The following is an 18104-nucleotide window of genomic DNA, read 5'->3' on the forward strand; positions in this document are numbered from 1 at the left end:
TTGAGGAGATATCAGTTTCCTTAATGTCTAAATTTACATATTTCATTAAATCCCATATGAATCAGAAAAGATCTAATGGAATTATATGTGTTACTATTCAGGCATAGGCCTTCTGTACATCTAAACCTTGGATTTCCATAGTTTCAGGGGTACGGATTTGGCCCGGCAACCATGGCTCTCCCATTGATGCCAAAATAAGTCCATCAATAATTGACACCCTTTGCTTTTTCATCGTAGTGATGTAACTTCGATGTTTGCAAAACGTATCTGTCCCTTTGTTACTTCTGAAAGCACCTGAGATTTTCATTTTAAGTTTGGCCATTCTGATATCCCGCTTTGCTTGATAATTGTCAAATGGAACCAAAGGATCATATAAAAACCGTAGAATATCATCCTGATGCTTATTTAATCGATCAAGAAGATTAAGTGCAGTAACCTGCTTTTTTTCTCCCTCGAGTCTTTTTTTCCGGTATAGGGAGAGGTGGATTTTCTGCAAAACCCTCTGCAACTATTACTGTTACTAGTCATCAAATGTAGATTTCTACCCTTAAATCTGAAGATCCTTCAGTCCAATTTTCATAAGGATAATCCCAGTAATTTTACGTTTATAGTTCCCCAAGGAGATTTCGTTCCGCCTTATTATTGGTACACTCTAGCGAGGGATTATTAACGAAAATATTGAGTTATCTCGTTCATTGAGATTTTTTCGAACGAATTTTTACCATTTCATCCATTTAAAATTCCGGTTTAATGGGCCTGTTACATGTCGTTTATAGAATATATTGTCTGTCTGAATTATCGCAAAAAGAATGGCATATCACGGACTTTTTTCAGATTTAGATCTGCGTGTAACAGCCACTTACCTTCCTTCAGATTCGGCTAGGATGAAGTACCGGATTTTTAATTAAATCTCTTCTCATTAGTTCACCATCCAATATGCTTTGGGAAGTAGGGAAGTATTAGTATCAGAAATAGGAATGGATGAATCATATTCCTGAGCCTTTGAACATACCACCTCCATATACCCATTAAAACACTGGTTAAGATTTTCAACTGATATTTTTCCCCAGGCATGATATATCAGAGTCCTTCTGATTATTGCCAGTAAACTCTTTTCATCAACTGGCTTTGTCAGATATCCACACGGCACATAGTTCGCTTTTTTAACTAGTGCTTCATCAGAATATGGAGTCATTAAAATAATGGGAAGATACACCCGGGATAGGATTTTTCTTGTCGCAGTAATTCCATCCATATATCCCTTCAGCCAGATATCCATCAGGATGAGATCTGGATGCTTTTTTTCGGTCATAGAGATAGCATTCATGCCTGTTGATGCAATTCCGGCAACTGTGTAACCAGATGAGGTGAGAATTTTCTTCAGGGAATATGCGACGTAATCATTATTCTCAACAATTAGGATTTTTTCGCGTGACATTTCTTTTACCTCCGTAGATGAATATTCCATACAATGAACTATCCTGCCGTTATTCTCCCGAATTTTTAAATTTGTCCCTTTCGGAAACGAATATTCCATTCACTCTCCTGAATTAAATCGTAACATTAAATTCTTCTGATTGTTTTCTACTTGCGTACTGAGCGAATATTTTCGATGAAAATAGATCTAAAATAAAAATATATATATTATTGTTCGAATCTCAAAATTTGAAACAAAAAAGGAGATGAGAAAAACCGAATATTTGATGCAGGTATTGTAACGAACTAATCACACCAAACCTATTGGAAGCCTGCCAGAACCTCTATCCCCGGAAGTGTCTTTCCAGAAAGGAACTGGAGGGAGGCTCCCCCACCGGTAGACACATGCGTCATATGATCCGTAAGACCGAACTGGGTTACGGCCTCTGCTGTTGATCCTCCACCAATTACGGTTGTAGCATCGAGGTCTGCAAGGACCGTAGCAATGGATTTTGTCCCGTTGGAAAACTGAGGAATCTCGAATACCCCCATTGGTCCATTCCAAGCCACTGTTTTACATTTTTTAAGTTCATTTGTGAACTCCTTAATAGTTAGGGGTCCGATATCCACGATCATTTGATTACCAGGGATATCATCTACGCTCACCACCTGGACAGTCGCACTGCTCTCTAGTTTTTCGGCTACAATCAAGTCTTTGGGAAGAAAGATTTTCACATCAAGGGTTTCTGCTTTTTGTTGAATCTTCTTGACCATTTCCATCTTGTTCCTTTCTACCGGAGAGACTCCAACGCCATAGCCCTCTCCTTCCAAAAATGTAGCACCCATTCCTCCCCCAATAAGGACAATATCAACTTTTGATATGATATTTTCCAGAATCCCAATTTTGTCCGCCACCTTTGCTCCCCCCATAATAGCAGCAAAAGGCCGTAAAGGATTCTCAAACAGACTGCTCAATTGCTCGATCTCCTTTTCCATGAGGAGACCGGCTACACAGGGAAGATACTCTGCCAGTCCTACTATCGATGCATGAGCCCGGTGGCTTGCTCCAAAAGCATCGTTGACATAGATATCAGCGAGAAGAGATAGATCATGGGAAAAACCTGGATCGTTCGTCTCTTCACCCGGATAGAACCTCAGGTTCTCCAAGAGAACAATCTCCCCATTCTGCATTTCAGAGACGATGTGCTCAACCCCAGCTCCTATTGATTCCATAAGTGGTTTGACCTGCTTATGTAGGATCTCAGATAATCGCCGGGCTACCGGTTTCAGTCGCAAATGTTCATCCACCTTTCCATGAGGTCTGCCTAGATGGGAGCAGAGGATGACTCTGGCTTTGTGTTGAATAAGGTACATGATCGTAGGAAGACAGGCCCGGATTCTGGTATCGTCTTCGATAACCCCGTTTAGATCCATGGGCACATTGAAATCAACCCTCACCAGTACTCGTTTTCCGCTTACCTCTTCATCCCGGATTGTCTTTTTCTGCATGGTTCCTCTCTTTTTCCACCTGGATTCTTTGGTGAAACATGCTGCTTTCTTGGAAAAAACTACCTTATTATTTCAAAAAATAGAATTCAACACGGTTATATTACGACATCAGGTACCACGTCCCTTAAGATTTACCCAGTATATGAAAATGAAAATGCAGGAGATGTTCATGAAAAAACAAACGCCCTCAAAATCATGTATAAAGTTCCTTTCGATCATTCTGTCACGATATCGAAACAAGGATCTATTCAATTCGGGAGTTGTCATCAGATGAAAACCATTGGAGTCTTGACCGGAGGAGGAGATTGTCCCGGGATGAATGCAGTTATCCGGGCAGTGCTACGAGGGGGAATAAAATATGACTTTGAAACTCTCGGGATCCGAAATGGATGGCAGGGCCTTATCGATTGGGATATCCAGCCACTTGATGATTCTTCGGTAGCTGGGATTCTATCCAAGGGCGGAACGATCCTTGGCACATCCCGCACAAACCCGTTGAAAAATACCTCTGATTTTGAGAAGATAAAAACGAACATAAAAAAATACGAACTTTTTGCGTTGATTGTCGTTGGTGGTAACGGGACTCTTTCAGCTGCCCGTGATGTAGCGAAGCAGGGAATTCCTCTGGTAGGCGTTCCCAAAACTATCGATAATGACATTTGTGGAACTGATGTGACATTTGGCTTTGATACTGCAATAACGACTATCACTGATGCAATCGACCATCTCCGCACCACCGCTGAGTCACACCATCGAATCATGGTTGTTGAGATAATGGGTCGAAACGCCGGATGGCTTGCGGTCATGGCAGGTATGGCCGGGGGAGCTGACGAGATTCTGATCCCTGAAGTGCATTTTACCCTCGATGAGGTCTGTACAAAATTACAGAACAGATACGAGGCCGGAAAAAGATTTTCTCTGGTGGTGATTTCAGAAGGTGTTCATCTGCAGGATCTCGGTTTGTTATCTGCCCCTATTGAGCGTGATGATAATGATCACGAAAAATTCGTAGGAGTGGGGAATATTTTAGGGAAAGAACTGGAATCCCGTCTGGGTATCGAGACAAGAGTAACGATACTTGGGTATGTTCAGCGGGGTGGATCGCCAACAGCAAATGATCGGATTCTTGCTACGCGATTTGGTGTTGGGGCTGTTGAACTGGTACATGCTGAAGACTTCGGGAAGATGGTTGCGCTGCAGGGAAACCATATCATCAACATCCCTCTGGAAAAAGCAGTGAACCAACTGAAAACCGTGGACAATGATACCTATAACCTGGCTATGACAGTAATCGATGGGAGGAACTAATAAGAGGAATGTAATTTTAAAAGAGGTTTGGAATGTGCATAAAAAACACGTATACTCGATTTGCATGATTATCAAACCTGAAACGTCGGAATATTGTATATAGGAAGCATCATGAATAATTGTCCGGGCAGCATGGCGAAAGAACATAATCTTTTTCCGCAAATTCCAGAACAGATTGGAGGGATAGGAGAACTTGCCTATAATCTCTGGTGGGGTTGGCATCCTTCTGCAAGGATGCTGTACAAAACACTCAGCCGACCTGAATGGAAAGAAAGTGTACATAATCCGGTAAAATTGCTCAGGGAACTTCCTGTGGAGGTTTTCCTGGCAGCCGCAAACGATCCGGAGTATACCAGTCACTATTCAGCCATAATGGACCGGTTTCGATCTGATATGGAAGAGAATGGGGGATGGTTCTCTACACAGTACACTAGTTCCTGTTGCCTCCCGATTGCTTTTTTTTCAGCAGAATATGGGTTACATCGGTCTTTACCATTCTATGCAGGCGGGCTCGGATTCTTGGCAGGTGATTACCTCAAAGAATGCAGCGATCTCAATATCCCGCTGGTCGGAGTTGGATTCATGTACCCGGAAGGTTACATCCTCCAGAGGATCCGCGAGGACGGATGGCAACTGAATTTCGATGATATTCTCGACCGGGATAGTGCTCCGATCACCAGGGTCCTTGACAAAGATGGGAAGCAACTGATCATTGAAGTACCGTTCATCCAACCTCCGATCCATGTAGCAGTCTGGAAGGTGATGGTCGGTCGTATTCCACTCTACCTGATGGACACTGATATCAGTGAGAATGACCCATGGAACCGGTCAATATCATCCCACCTCTATTCCGGGGACAGTGAACAACGACTGCGACAGGAGATTGTGCTGGGAATCGGTGGAACTGCAATGTTGAATGTTCTCGGAATCCGGTACTCAATCGCTCACCTCAATGAAGGTCACCCTGCCTTTGTCCTTCTGGAACGAATCCGGGAAAAAGTTGCAGAAAATATGAGTTATTCTGAAGCATCTGAGTATGTCAGGAACACAACGATATTTACAACCCATACACCAGTACCGGCAGGTACAGATATCTTTTCCTATCCACTAATGGAGAAATACTTTAATGGGTATTATTCTCTTCTCGGCCTTGACCGTGAAACCTTTTTCAAACTCGGAATCCATCCGGAAAAGCCTGAATCAGGCTTTAACATGACAGCCTTTGCACTCAGACTTTCCCGATATCACAATGCCGTCAGCAAACGCCATGGTGAGGTCTCCCGCCACATGTGGAAGAGCCTCTGGCCAGATACTCCTGAAACAGAAGTTCCAATCAGGTACATCACTAATGGTATCCATGTCCCTACCTGGATAGAACCGAAGATGGAACAATTGCTTGACCGGTACCTGGGTAAGGACTGGAAGATGCATCACGATGAACCATCCCGGTGGGATCTCATTGACACGATCCCAGATGAGGTACTCTGGCAGACCCATTACTGGCTAAAAGTGAAGCTTCTCAACAGGATCTGCGAAAATGTTCGTACAGAATGGGCAAATCGTGAGATTAGTTCATCTGTGGTTATGGCAGAAGGCATACTACTTGACCCGTCATATTTAACTCTCGGATTTTCTCGCAGATTTGCCTCTTACAAACGTGCAGATCTCATTTTTACTAATCTTGAGCGTCTGAAAGATCTCATTAATGATCGCTGGAAGCCAATTCAGATCATATTTGCCGGCAAAGCACACCCTAATGATGACCAAGGGAAACAAATCCTGCAAAGGGTTTTTAATTATGCCAGAAATTCCGATATGGGGGGAAGAATTGCCTTTGTTGAAAATTATGATGAACAACTTGCCCAGTACCTTGTACATGGAGTTGATGTATGGCTGAACAATCCTCTTCCTCCCATGGAGGCCTGTGGGACGAGCGGAATGAAGGCATCATTAAACGGTGTTCCTCATATGAGCATCCCGGATGGTTGGTGGATCGAAGGATATAACGGCAAGAATGGATGGACATTTGGAAAGGAGGTCGGGGAAAACCGGGACAAAGCCGATGCTGAGGCAATGTATGATCTCCTGAAAAACACTATCGTCCCCCTCTATTACGAAGTTGATGGCCAAGGTATTCCTCACGGGTGGGTACACGTCATGAAAGAGGCCATGAAGAGCGTCGGGCCGGTTTTCTCCAGTCGCAGGATGGTGAAAGAATATGTACAAAAATTTTATCTGGAAGCCTTAAATCATGTTCATTAACCAGATGGTTCCATCAATAGGAATCCAAAATTACCAGTCCCAGATGATGGTAAAAGACAGGAACAGTTTGAATAAAAAACTCATAAATGAGGATACGGAGGATAAAAACACCCATGAGGCGCTGTCTCAGGCTTGACCCCTGAAATGATGCTCAGATCGGAGCATTCATGCGACACCTCAACAGGATTATCGATGTGATCAATGTTTCTGATATTCCTAATACTAAATCGGTCGAGTAAGAACTCTGATGTTTCAATAACAGCCGATCTGGAGTTATCAAAAATTTTCCTCATGGATTTATAAATGAGGGGACTCAACGACGGCTACACTGGATGTGGGGGTATCAGCAAACTATGGAAATAAAAAATGATCAGGGCACTATTATGATCGCCATCCCGATCCTGAAGATTCAGTTCCCCGGCTTTTCCCATCTGGAATATTCTGATCTTAAAAAAAGAGATTGTCGCAGAGTGCTTTAAAAAATGTTACTATTCGTCATAGGCCTTCTGTACATCTAAACCTTGGGTTTCCAAAGTTTCAGGGGTAAGGATTTGACCCGGCAACCATGGCTCTCCCATTGATGCCAAAATAAGTCCATCAATAATTGACACCTTTTGCTTTTTCATCGTAGAGATGTACCTTCGAAGTTTGCAAAACGTATCTGTCCCTTTGTTACTTCTGAAAGCATCAGATATTTTCATTTTTAAGTTTGGCCATTCCGATATCCCGCTCGGCTTGATTATTATCAAATGAACCAAAGGATCATATAAAATCCGTAGAATATCATTCTGATGTTTATTTAATCGTTTAAGAAAATTTAGTGCAATAACCTGCTTTTTTCTCCCAGTCTTTTTTCCGGTATAGGGGGAGGTGGCTTTTCTGCAAAACCCTCTGCAACTAGTTTCAGATAGGATTGACGCTATTTTTGAGTTTTTTATCTGGTACTACTAAGTCATCCTGTGATAAAACTCGGCGGCTTTCTTAGGATTCACAAGAAGTGACCTAAGTTTTACGGCCCATTGTTGACCGGTTTATATGCAACAAATGCAGTCAATCTGAACCCATATTGGATTTTCTGTGTGATATAAGGGGGAAACTCTCCTTTATTGAGATTATTACACCGAGGGCAAGTACAGGCATATATCCGATGCGCAATGTTTGAACTTGTATTTCAGGGATTTCCACATCCTGCCGTTCTTCTATAAAAAATTGATCATTCGTTGATAGAATAGAACTGCAGTGTGAGCAGAAATCAGATGTATAATCGATCACATCATCTGGCTCATTTTTCGAGACCAAAGTTTTCCCTGGATGACCAGGTTGCCCTCCGGGTGGTTTTCCTGTCTTTTCACGAGAATTATGGTTTCTTTTGACCTTTTTATTTAATGGATTTTTTGAAGGAGGGATACTACTATTTGAACTGTTGAGGCTTAGACGGTTTTCGAGTTCTTGTACCCGGTGTTGTAAATCAAGGTTGTTTGAAGTAAAGATTGATGATTTCGATAAGGCGAGGATGAGAATCTTCAATAATTCTTTTATCGTCCTCACTTAATTCCATAATTAGATCGTAAATAATACATTATCATTCATATTAATTAGATCTAACGGTAATTATGCCATAATTTTATAAAATGTAGGCCCAAAAAAAGAGAATAATATGGATAGCGTTGAGTAGTTACATTTATGTCATAACTTTCTGAAACACAAACATGGCATCAGGACTTTTAGGATCATCTTTTCTGATAATGTTAAAACCACATTTATTCACATAAAAGTGTACATTTCTCACTAAACATGGTGGTGTTACTGTTGTCCAGGTTTTGGTATGCGGATATTTTTTTTCGATCTCAAGCCAGGCCTTATAGCCGATTCCTTTGTCCAGGCAATTTAAATCAATAAATAACAGGTCTAAAATGTTGTTATTATCATCATTTATAATTACAACTGCACCCCCAATCATCCTCTCCCCCTGATAAAAAACTAAGGGAGTTGCATCTGGTTTTTCTAATATTCCATCTATTGAAGGAATATTTCCGTCATCATCTGCAACGCCAAAATCTTCAGGTAAATCAGGGACAGATGCAGTAAATGTTTCTTCCATGATTCTTTTCGCTTCTTCGAAATTATCAGAGTTCATTGGCAATATAGTTAAATTCTGCAAAATATCTCAAAAACTATATATTTTCGAAGATAAGGCTTTTCTCTCATAAAAAGGAAATCAATTAAAAATTCCATATTATTTCTAAATCAACACACGAAACACCGGACAAAATGAATAAAATGTTAAAGATCATCTGGAAAATGAACCTTAAGCCTGATGACCAGATACAAAAAAAACAAAAAACAATTCTACGAAATTATGAATTTTTTCAGCTCTCCAGCAATACTCTGAATGGAAAGAGTAGATTCATGAATTGCCATCACAATTTTATTCAGACTTGCATTGATCTCTTCTGTTGCGCCAGATGATCCTGCTGCTTCTTTTGCAGTCTCTTTTGCCATCTTTTCAACTTCCATGACATGATTAATAATCCGGCCAACCGATTCTGCCTGCTCCTCAGTGGCCTTTGCCACTAGTACAAGATTCGTATTTGCACTTGTGATGACCCCGGTTATCTCTTTGAATATTCCAAGCATTTCATGAACAGAGACATTACCGGATTGGACCTCTTTAGAAGAAACATCAACAGAATCAGATACAACTAAGGATTTTTCCTGCAATCTTCCGATTATTGTGGTAATATTTTCTGCTGATTTCTGTGACTCAACTGCAAGTGACTTAACCTCTTCAGCAACAACTGCAAAGCCTCTCCCATATTCACCAGCTCTGGCTGCTTCTATCGCTGCATTAAGAGCAAGAAGGTTGGTCTGCTCTGAAATATCTGTAATTAATTCAACAATACTTCCAATCTCATCCATCTGACTGGTAATATCTTTGATAATGCTCGTAGTTGTATCAAATGATTGGATAATTCCCTCCATACCCTTTTCTGCATTTTGTGCGAACGAAACACCTTTTTCAGAAAGGGTAACTGCCTGGTTTGTGTATAAACTGGCCTGATGAGCTTTTCCATCTACATCCCCTACTGTATGAGACAGATCATTCATCACAGCCAAAATTTCAACTATCCCGTTCCCACTAAACTCAGCACATGAACTTACAGATGATGAACTTTCAGCAAGAGAATTCATGGATCTGGCAATCTCATCAACCCGTTTATTACTTTTTTCCATCTGGCTTTCAAGTTTTTCAACTTCGTCCTGAATCCCACCAATGGCCTCAGAGCCTCTCATCCCGATCTGGTTTAAAGTCTCTTTAAAGAGGATAAAATCTCCTTTAACAGGAACATGCTCATCCATCCTGACAGAGTAATGACCCTCTGCATAATGATTTGCAACCCGCATTGCTTCATGTACCGGATTAATAACAGATTCTAAGGATTTATTCAGGTCATGAACAATTATTTTGAAATCTCCAACAAATTTCCCGTCATCTCCCCTGACCGACAGATCACCATCAGATGAACGGATTGCAAGGTCATGAATAACTGATGTCAGATCTTTTATTGTCGTCTGCATATGAACAAGAGACTGACCGAGGACATCTTTCTCTGATGAGGCATGATACGTAAAATTCAGATCACCTGCAGATATTTTTTCTACAATGGCAGATTTTTGTTGGAGACTAGATTGAAGTTCACGAAATGCATCTGCCAGTTTACCGGTCTCATCCCTGGAAGTATGCTGTATCGGTACAGTAAGATCTCCTTCTGCCAGCCTTCTAGAGAGATCTGTCATAGCAACGATTGGATATGATATCTTCCGGGATTTATAATACAGCAGAATAAGACCGATAATGATCAGGATAATACCGATAATTACCTGATTTCGCATTGCTGTGTATGCCTCATTATACAAAACACCGGACGGAGCAGAGATTATAATATACCAGGGAGTGTCAGTATTTCCAACAATCACCGGATTTATTAGATGAATCTGATCACCAACAATGGTTAACCCTGATCCTGATTTGATCTCTTTCAACATTGCATCTGAAGCATTTTTACCGATCAGTTCAGGATGATTTGTGCTTCCGGTTACAATCCCCTGGTTACTCACAATGGTCATCGTTTGATTCAGGGGATCTCCTTTAAATTGATCTGCAAGGCTTTGCATATAATCAATGGGTGTATCGGCAGTCACAATACCGACAAATTTTCCCTCAACGACAATAGGGGAGACTACTGTTGTCATAAAAACGTCCTTGCCCTGGACAGGGTAGACATACGGTTCAGTCAGGGTGTTATTGTGTGTATTTTTTGGAACCAGGTAATAATCGCCTGCACCCGGGGTATCATAGTCCACCAGAGGTTCAAGAGCAATATTGCCTGTCTGACCCTTACTCCAGTATGGAATAAATCTCCCGGTTCCATCATGGCCGGTTTTATTGACAAAGTCGCGATCAGCTCCATCAAAAGCGTTTGGTTCCCATCCGGTTGACATGCCAATGACCTTGTCACTGGAGCTCAGAGACTGTCGTAGCATAGAATTGACAAGATCCCTGCTCACCGAGAGGTTCTGATTCTTGATACCGGTGAGTGCATTGGCCAGATTTGTAACCATTTGCAGGTTTTTATCAAGAGAATCTGACACCTTGAGTGCATATGACTCTGAAGAGTCCATGAGTTCATGTGTTGACTCTTGGAGGACAAGTTGATAGATACTAAATGAAGACAGACAGATAAGGACTCCGGCTACGAGTAAGAGAGAAATAGCACCCCAGATGAGAATTTGTCCCTGAATAGTATGTGAACGTTCTATAAGTGAATTCATGATTTCCCTTTTTTTAAGAAGATATCCAAACCAGTAATCAGTCGATTTTCTCTGAGCCTTAACTCCCATCCTCTAAAGAAACCGGGGATCACTGTTATCGATATAATTAATAAATTACTTTATTCTAAATACTATGACTAAGAATTTCTATGTAATATTTATAATAATTATCGATACGAATTTATTGTAGAATATTGAGAATATTGATTTACAATAGCACTGACTTTTTGAAGCGAGTCCCATGAATTTATAAACCAAAACTGATGATTCAGTTACATGACAAAATGATTCTGCATTGTTCTTTAAGAATAAAATTACTCAAATCAAAGATCTAATAGGATATCTCGGTCAAAATATAACAATAAAAAAATATACCAATAATCACAGTCTCATTGAGAGGTACTGCACAACTTGTTAGTCTCCATAATTCCCAATAATAGATATGCAGATCCCTGATATCCTATGTAAAAACCAAATGTTTCTGGCAGTAAATATTCTCATTTTCTCTATCCTTTTCTTGTGTCCTTCAACAACCGCTGTTACAAATTCAGGATGGCAACCGGTTAATGTGACATCATGGGCCCAGGTTGATATCCCCCCTGGATGGACTTACGGAGATATTACCACTGATCCATTTGATTCTGATAAAACAACTCTTGAGGCAAAATCCCCGGATGGATCAGCAACTCTCCAATATCTTTTTGATCACGATACTAACCAGGCATCTCCCGGAGATCTCAGCAGAACCCAGGATAAGTACATGAATCAGCAGGGTTTCTGTCTCTGCCAGGAAAGACCGTCATTTACCGAAACTAATGGAAACACAGCAATGAAACAGACATATATCAAAGGCACTGACGACGGAGCTGTTGTCTGTTCTGGAGCATACCCGGGTTGGGGAAGGTACCAGTATGCACTCCTCATGAATGGACGAAGTGCAGTCAGTACCTATTACGATGATCTCCCTGATGATGTTGCAGACCATATCAGACAGATCAAAGTTGAAACCAATTCTACAAAAGAATCATAATCAGGAATTATCCACCTGATTTATTTATTAAACGTTGATCGCTCAAACGAGCCAAAATCAATAGAAGTAAAAAACAATGGAGGATCAGTCCATTGTGGAAATATTTGCAGAGGGAGTGAATCAGTCAGGCCGGACAGGATTGAGGGGTTATACGGCACGGATGTAGGAGGACATTGTGGGGTATTACTCAGGAGGTTTCCTGTCAGGGTTAGACAGGCAGGGTGTTTGGGTTTGTCCGTAGCCCGCATGTTCTCCCTATGACATACATACGTTGTCTGAAACACCGTATAAAGGATTACGAGGAAACGAATATAACATAGTTTCATTGAAAATTACCATCACATCACTCACAAAAATATTTCCAATACTAAATGAGAGGCTGAATAAATTTTTTGACATGGACTACTCGTTGCATCTGGTTTCAGGCACTAAAATTTTGAAACATGTTCATCATATTTTGCAACTCAATAAATGAAAGAAGACCTGATTTATTGTTGCAACCGGTTGCAACGAACTTTTTCCAATGGCTGACAAGACCTCTTGCTATTCAAAAAAAAATGAGACAGAATTCAAACGCGGCACATCAAAAATAATATCTGACTACCTGTCTCGAATCTGATAACCAGAACCCCGACCTCCTACAGGTCAGGCGGGTAAACTGGTATTCACCGGTTTTATATGCCCGATAATTTGTGGAGGGATAGATTCATAATATTGTTTGACTGCTTCAGGACCTTCCATGACCAGAATATAATGTCCAACCCCCCATCCAGGATATGTTATCGTTCCAATCACGGCTGCATCATCACTACCCCGGACGTATGTTTGGCGATATGCGGTGTGATCCAGACTTTCTTCCCTTACAGGTTCTTTGGTTTGACAGATGCGAAATCCAAGTTGACTCATATACCTATTTTGAAATTGCTGGATTTCGTTGATACTCATAGGATCTGGACTATGCGTCAGAATATAGGTAAGCCGGGAATTCATATCAGGAGAGATAGCCTTGATGGTTACATCATCTGGTTTCACTGTCTCATTTGAATCCACAGAAACACTCCAACCTGCAGGCATATCTGCCTGAACCCATGATCTTGCCTCTGAAGGCTGCCACATTTCAGCGATTGAACTACAGGGGATGAATCCCAATAATATTACCATAAACAGGAGAATACCCTTGATATTACAAAATCGTAGAATACCAGCAATTTTTTCGGGAAAAACCCTGAACCGCATAAATCATTTTTGTCACCGTGGGGTATACTCCTTGTGTCCATACAGAGCTCAAGGCATAAAGAAAAGTTTTCAATTATGTATATAGAATGTATCTCATCCGGGATCGTATATGCTTCCTGAATTAATTTCTGACTATCACAACGAAACAATGTAATAAAGATAAAATTTTACTGCAGGTGGATCATTTCCCTCAATAGGATTTTTGAAAACTATATCGAAATATCAGTAATCCGGGATCATTTTTCAACATTGATCAGATTTAATTATTCAGTTCAACAATTAAAATAATTGAAACCGGAAAACCTTTTCCTGGAACACTACATTCTCTCTGACACTCAACAGAACAGATACGAACTTCACAGAATAGAACATAGGTAGTTTGGATATATAGAGACAGGAATACATATGACCTCAGAAGTATCAACTGACGGAACTATCCTTCTTTCAAAAGACCAATCAGAAGAGATCTGGGAACTTGGGAATGCAGGAGCACAGAATGCTGCTGCAGTGCTCTCAACCCTCCTTAACCAGAAGGTTACCATCAGTCTTCCTTCAATTTCGGTGGTGAACTTAAGCAATCTTCAGGAGCATATTGACGACACCCTTGCAGCGATGGTAATCTTTCAGATAAAAGGACAGGTAACAAGTGGAGGATCACTTGTTTTGCATGTCCCAAAACCTTCAATTCTCAGACTCTCCCATATCATGCTTGGACAGCCTGAAAACGACAGGGAAATCGACGAGATGGATAAAAGCATGCTTCACGAGGTTGGCAACATCATGATGTCATCATATCTGGATGCCTGTGCCACTCTTCTCTCTATTATTCTCCTCCCGTCACCACCATCCATGACTATCGATATGGCACATGCTATCCTAGAATCTATCATCGCAACTCATGAGGTGGATGACAATGCAGACCAGGTTCTCTTCTTCAAAACCGAGATGAGTTGTGCAGATGAGGAGATAGATGCCGAATTATTTCTGCTTCCTAGCCATGCCCTTCTAAAAGAACTCCTCGAACGATTCAGAAAAGTCAGATCTGAAAATAAAGGATAACAGATATACAGATTATCAGAAAGCCAATCAGCTCTGACCCAGTCGGCCACATGAGGGATACCCTGACCGCGAACAGGCTTTCTGACATCCTAGTTTCTGTCCCTGACAACCAACTGATCCACCTAATTGACATCTGGCAGAGATCTGATCATCATTTTTACAGCACTTTGATTCTCCAAACGCCTTTCCACTTGAGGTATACTTTTTCTGGATTTTTTCTGTATCAACCGCTTTTACTGGAATAAGAGAACTGGCAATGATCCAGCCGACGACTGCAACTACAAGGAGTAGACCGACAATAATGAGAATCCGGTCGGTTTTATGTTGTTCCATAGTATTAATCTATGAAAGGCTATGCAAAAGCATTTGTCGTAGACTGAGCTACACATTGAATGTCTGCATAACACCCGGATTCCTGTTCGATTAGCCACAGAACACTTACCCGGGGGAGACTACAAACATTCTCTTTTATCCAGGACAATAAAAAAAGGGTTACTGGTTACCACTCTCATACACGAGAGCCAGGTACCGTGCTTCAAAGATGGTGAATACAACCGAAACAAAGAACATGATAATAAATCCAAGATATGGAATTTCCGTAACGAGATTAAAGAAAATGCCTACTACAAAACTTATTACCCACAGAACAACTGAAGCAAGAAGATATGAACCCCACCCAATCTCACGAATAGTTTGCAGAATTGCTGAGAAATTGAATGCTTCCATGAAAGATTCTGTTCGTGCCATTCGTATAATCCCAATGGATGAGATGAGGACGGTAATAATTCCCAGGATGAATATGAGAAGGCTACTACCAATTATTGGGAATATGTAGGGTGCAAGATCATGTAAATTAAAATGAAATTCACCGCCGGCGGCAATCTTGGAGAAGATACTCATGCCAATGGCCATGAAAGAAACTACTGTGACAATGAGGACCGGAATAAAGTACACACAGATTGCTACGAGGTACTTCAGACCATTCACAAAGAGTTTTCCAAAGTTCTCTACCTCTGGTGGAGGAGTCTTTCCCCGGTAAATCTCTAGTGTATATCCCATCATGAGAGGGAAGATGATCGACATAATGGTAAGAAGAATCCACCGTTTCCACTGCTGCCATACCGACTCTTTCGTATAATCGATTGAGTCCCGAATTGCTGATCCAATATCCATAATGCTCTACCATCCGAAGTTTTGTATGACTGACATTTAATGATATTCTATCAGGAACAGGATAATTCGGAAGAAGATACCGAAATTAAGCCCACAAATCATTTAATATCAGTAAGTACAAGGATTATTCACTATCTTTCAATGCAAGATACTACTAAAATGATGGAACCTGTCACTAATCAGAATTATGAAACAAAAAAGCCGTTCTTCGGGGATGCGCATGAAGGGAGAAACCGATGAACGCGCAATTTAAGAAAGGCGTTCTGGAGATGTGTGTGCTGGTGTTACTTGGCGAAAAAGATCGGTATGGATATGAACTGGTCCAGGATATCTCACATCGGTTCGAGATATCAGAAGGGAGTATTTATCCACTGCTTAGGCGCCTTCGAGATGAGGGGAATGTTGTTACATACCTTCAGGAATCTGCAGAAGGTCCGGCACGAAAGTATTACTCTCTCACGGCAAAGGGCGGGATAATCAGAGATGAACTTGTTGCTGAATGGCAGGAGTTCATTGTTGCAGTTAACGGCCTGCTGGAAGGGGTGAGTCATGCAGAAGGATGAGTACTTATCGCAACTCAGGCAGGCGATACGAGCCCTCCCCGAGGATGAACAGGAAGAGATCCTTGCAGATTATGATGAACACTTCAGGATGGGGATCACGGAAGGGAGAACCGAAGTAGAGATAGCATCGGCACTCGGGGATCCCAGATCAATTGGAAAAGAGTACGCAGCAGTCTCTCTTGTAAACCGTGCCGAAGAGAGCCCTTCTGCCAGAGGCATTGGCAGGGCTGTTCTTGCAACTGTTGGTCTCGGGCTGTTCAACCTGTTTGTAGTCTTTCTCCCGTTCCTGATCCTGGTACTTATGATCGTCCTTATCCTGATCATTGGATTCTCAATCGCATGTGCCGGCCCATTTCTGGCTGGATATGCTGTGCTGATCCTTATCGGGGTTCTGCCTATGCAACTGGATACACCTCCTCTGGCAGCAGTATTCTTTGGGATTGGACTTACTTCAGCAGGCCTTCTCATGATCGCACTCGATTATTGGTTAACAAGGATCTGCTACCGCCAAACAATCAGATACCTTCGGTGGAATATTGAAGTAATTTCAGGGAAGGAGACGTTATGAACACTGGAATCAGATTCCCACCCCTCAGGCAGATTATCATCTGGCTACTCATCATAACAGTAGTATCCTTCGCCATCGGAGCGATTATCGCAGGCATTGAAGGAAATTCTTACAGATCAAAATACCAATCCAACGTCACTCCGGTTGAAATTGAATCAGGAACGATCAATCATGCAATCGTAGCCTTGGAGATGGACTCCGGGAGTATCAACCTCTCTGAAGATCAATTTACCAGTCTCATATCAGGTAACATATCAGGAGTGCATGCCCAGAAAGGACCTGATATCTCGTACAAAATCACGGATGAGATCGGCCATATGAACATGAAACAGGAGTCATCCATGTGGCTTGATCCCATATCAAAAGAGGATCAGTGGAATCTTACCCTTGGGCAGAAAGTACCGACTTCACTCTCGATCATGATGAATACCGGTGATCTTCGAATAAAGCCAGGAAATGCGAATCTGACCGACCTTTCGATCAAACAGAGTACCGGGGATCTCACCCTCGATCTCTCTGAATGGAAAGGGACCCACCTTATGGGATCCATTGACGAAGGGATAGGAAGCATGACAATTATTCTTCCTGCATATGCCTCAATTGCAACTCATGTTGAGAATGGCATCGGGAGCAGAAGCATATTAGGGCTTGACGGAGAGAAAGGCACGTATTACCATACCGTTCAGGATCGTCAGGCACCGGTGATCTCACTATCTGTAAACCAGGGAATCGGAGATCTCACCATGAAGGTAGTACATGAATCCTGAATATCTGGAGGATATTCTCCTCAAAAAACTCACGATGGAGAATATATGACCGATCCGGTAGTCAAAGCAGGAGTCCTGATAATCCTACTCATACTCCTGACCTTTGTCTGGACGTATCCCCTGTACAGGGCCGAAATCAAGAGGGACATACGGTTCCTCTCATTCAAGGCGTTTGTACATATCACCACCGCACTAGTGCTGTTCGGGCTTGCAGTTGCTAACTGGAATCTTGACGCCTCTCATGTGCTGAATATGATATGCGGCGTTTTCCTCCTGCACGAAGGTGTTGTAACGATATTGAACATGTACGAAGATATGAAAAGATTACCAATCCGGGAGAAAGGCATGTAGTCATGCTGTATCATCCACCCTTTAAGAAA

At 41.7% G+C, this 18104-nt stretch carries 17 protein-coding genes; 8 read left to right on the forward strand and 9 right to left on the reverse strand.

Going from position 1 to position 18104, the window contains the following annotated elements; all coding sequences use genetic code 11:
* Positions 1-97: 97 nt before the first annotated feature.
* From DK846_RS16615 to DK846_RS16625, 3 genes are all read right to left on the reverse strand, one after another.
* A complete protein-coding gene (locus DK846_RS16615; protein WP_181391843.1) occupies positions 98-496 on the reverse strand; it encodes an IS66 family transposase in 399 nt (132 codons plus the stop codon).
* A gap of 423 nt (positions 497-919) precedes the next feature.
* Positions 920-1438, reverse strand: a complete 519-nt coding sequence (locus tag DK846_RS16620) for a response regulator (protein ID WP_181391844.1) — start codon at positions 1436-1438, stop codon at positions 920-922.
* A 299-nt stretch (positions 1439-1737) separates the two neighbouring features.
* Positions 1738-2925 carry a phosphoglycerate kinase gene (locus DK846_RS16625; protein WP_109970125.1) on the reverse strand — a complete coding sequence of 396 codons (1188 nt, stop codon included), beginning with the start codon at positions 2923-2925 and terminating at the stop codon, positions 1738-1740.
* A 270-nt stretch (positions 2926-3195) separates the two neighbouring features.
* Between DK846_RS16625 and DK846_RS16635 the strand changes: the two genes are divergently transcribed.
* Both DK846_RS16635 and glgP read left to right on the forward strand, forming a co-directional pair.
* Positions 3196-4233, forward strand: a complete 1038-nt coding sequence (locus DK846_RS16635; RefSeq protein WP_109970127.1) for a 6-phosphofructokinase — start codon at positions 3196-3198, stop codon at positions 4231-4233.
* A gap of 111 nt (positions 4234-4344) precedes the next feature.
* Positions 4345-6495, forward strand: a complete 2151-nt coding sequence (glgP, locus tag DK846_RS16640; RefSeq protein ID WP_245926597.1) for an alpha-glucan family phosphorylase — start codon at positions 4345-4347, stop codon at positions 6493-6495.
* Between the two features lie 1050 nt (positions 6496-7545).
* On the opposite strand, the gene DK846_RS18385 is transcribed toward glgP, so the two are convergent.
* The 3 genes from DK846_RS18385 to DK846_RS16660 all read right to left on the reverse strand — a co-directional run bounded on the left by DK846_RS18385 (position 7546) and on the right by DK846_RS16660 (position 11328).
* On the reverse strand, positions 7546-8043 hold the full coding sequence (locus DK846_RS18385) for a DUF6444 domain-containing protein (RefSeq protein WP_394339603.1): 498 nt from the start codon (positions 8041-8043) through the stop codon (positions 7546-7548).
* Between the two features lie 133 nt (positions 8044-8176).
* Positions 8177-8656, reverse strand: coding sequence for a GNAT family N-acetyltransferase (locus DK846_RS16655; RefSeq protein WP_146201260.1), 480 nt, complete (start codon positions 8654-8656; stop codon positions 8177-8179).
* 188 nt (positions 8657-8844) lie between these two features.
* Positions 8845-11328: a methyl-accepting chemotaxis protein gene (locus tag DK846_RS16660; protein WP_181391845.1), complete on the reverse strand. Its 2484-nt coding sequence runs from the start codon at positions 11326-11328 to the stop codon at positions 8845-8847.
* A 442-nt stretch (positions 11329-11770) separates the two neighbouring features.
* On the opposite strand from DK846_RS16660, the gene DK846_RS16665 reads away from it, so the two are divergent.
* On the forward strand, positions 11771-12358 hold the full coding sequence (locus tag DK846_RS16665; RefSeq protein ID WP_146201261.1) for a hypothetical protein: 588 nt from the start codon (positions 11771-11773) through the stop codon (positions 12356-12358).
* A 645-nt stretch (positions 12359-13003) separates the two neighbouring features.
* Here DK846_RS16665 and DK846_RS16670 read toward each other — a convergent pair.
* Positions 13004-13519 carry a hypothetical protein gene (locus DK846_RS16670; protein WP_146201262.1) on the reverse strand — a complete coding sequence of 172 codons (516 nt, stop codon included), beginning with the start codon at positions 13517-13519 and terminating at the stop codon, positions 13004-13006.
* Positions 13520-13999: 480 nt separating this feature from the next.
* On the opposite strand from DK846_RS16670, the gene DK846_RS16675 reads away from it, so the two are divergent.
* Positions 14000-14653, forward strand: coding sequence for a chemotaxis protein CheC (locus DK846_RS16675; protein WP_245926598.1), 654 nt, complete (start codon positions 14000-14002; stop codon positions 14651-14653).
* Between the two features lie 27 nt (positions 14654-14680).
* Here DK846_RS16675 and DK846_RS16680 read toward each other — a convergent pair whose 3' ends face one another.
* Entirely contained in the window at positions 14681-14986 is a 306-nt protein-coding gene (locus tag DK846_RS16680) for a hypothetical protein (RefSeq protein WP_109970136.1), read from the reverse strand.
* 159 nt (positions 14987-15145) lie between these two features.
* Complete coding sequence (locus DK846_RS16685) at positions 15146-15826, reverse strand: DUF4013 domain-containing protein (protein WP_109970137.1); 681 nt, start codon at positions 15824-15826, stop codon at positions 15146-15148.
* 236 nt (positions 15827-16062) lie between these two features.
* Here DK846_RS16685 and DK846_RS16695 point away from each other — a divergent pair, with 236 nt between their 5' ends.
* The 4 genes from DK846_RS16695 to DK846_RS16710 are packed head-to-tail and all read left to right on the forward strand — an operon-like array spanning position 16063 to position 18075.
* Entirely contained in the window at positions 16063-16389 is a 327-nt protein-coding gene (locus DK846_RS16695; RefSeq protein WP_109970139.1) for a PadR family transcriptional regulator, read from the forward strand.
* Positions 16376-16957 carry an HAAS signaling domain-containing protein gene (locus DK846_RS16700; protein WP_109970140.1) on the forward strand — a complete coding sequence of 194 codons (582 nt, stop codon included), beginning with the start codon at positions 16376-16378 and terminating at the stop codon, positions 16955-16957. The genes DK846_RS16695 and DK846_RS16700 overlap by 14 nt, the downstream gene beginning before the upstream one ends.
* A complete protein-coding gene (locus DK846_RS16705) occupies positions 16954-17724 on the forward strand; it encodes a toast rack family protein (RefSeq protein WP_109970141.1) in 771 nt (256 codons plus the stop codon). The genes DK846_RS16700 and DK846_RS16705 overlap by 4 nt, the downstream gene beginning before the upstream one ends.
* A 45-nt stretch (positions 17725-17769) precedes the next feature.
* Positions 17770-18075: a hypothetical protein gene (locus DK846_RS16710; protein WP_109970142.1), complete on the forward strand. Its 306-nt coding sequence runs from the start codon at positions 17770-17772 to the stop codon at positions 18073-18075.
* The last annotated feature ends 29 nt before the right edge of the window (positions 18076-18104 follow it).

Origin of the sequence: Methanospirillum lacunae (assembly GCF_003173355.1) — an archaeon.
Lineage (GTDB): Archaea > Halobacteriota > Methanomicrobia > Methanomicrobiales > Methanospirillaceae > Methanospirillum > Methanospirillum lacunae.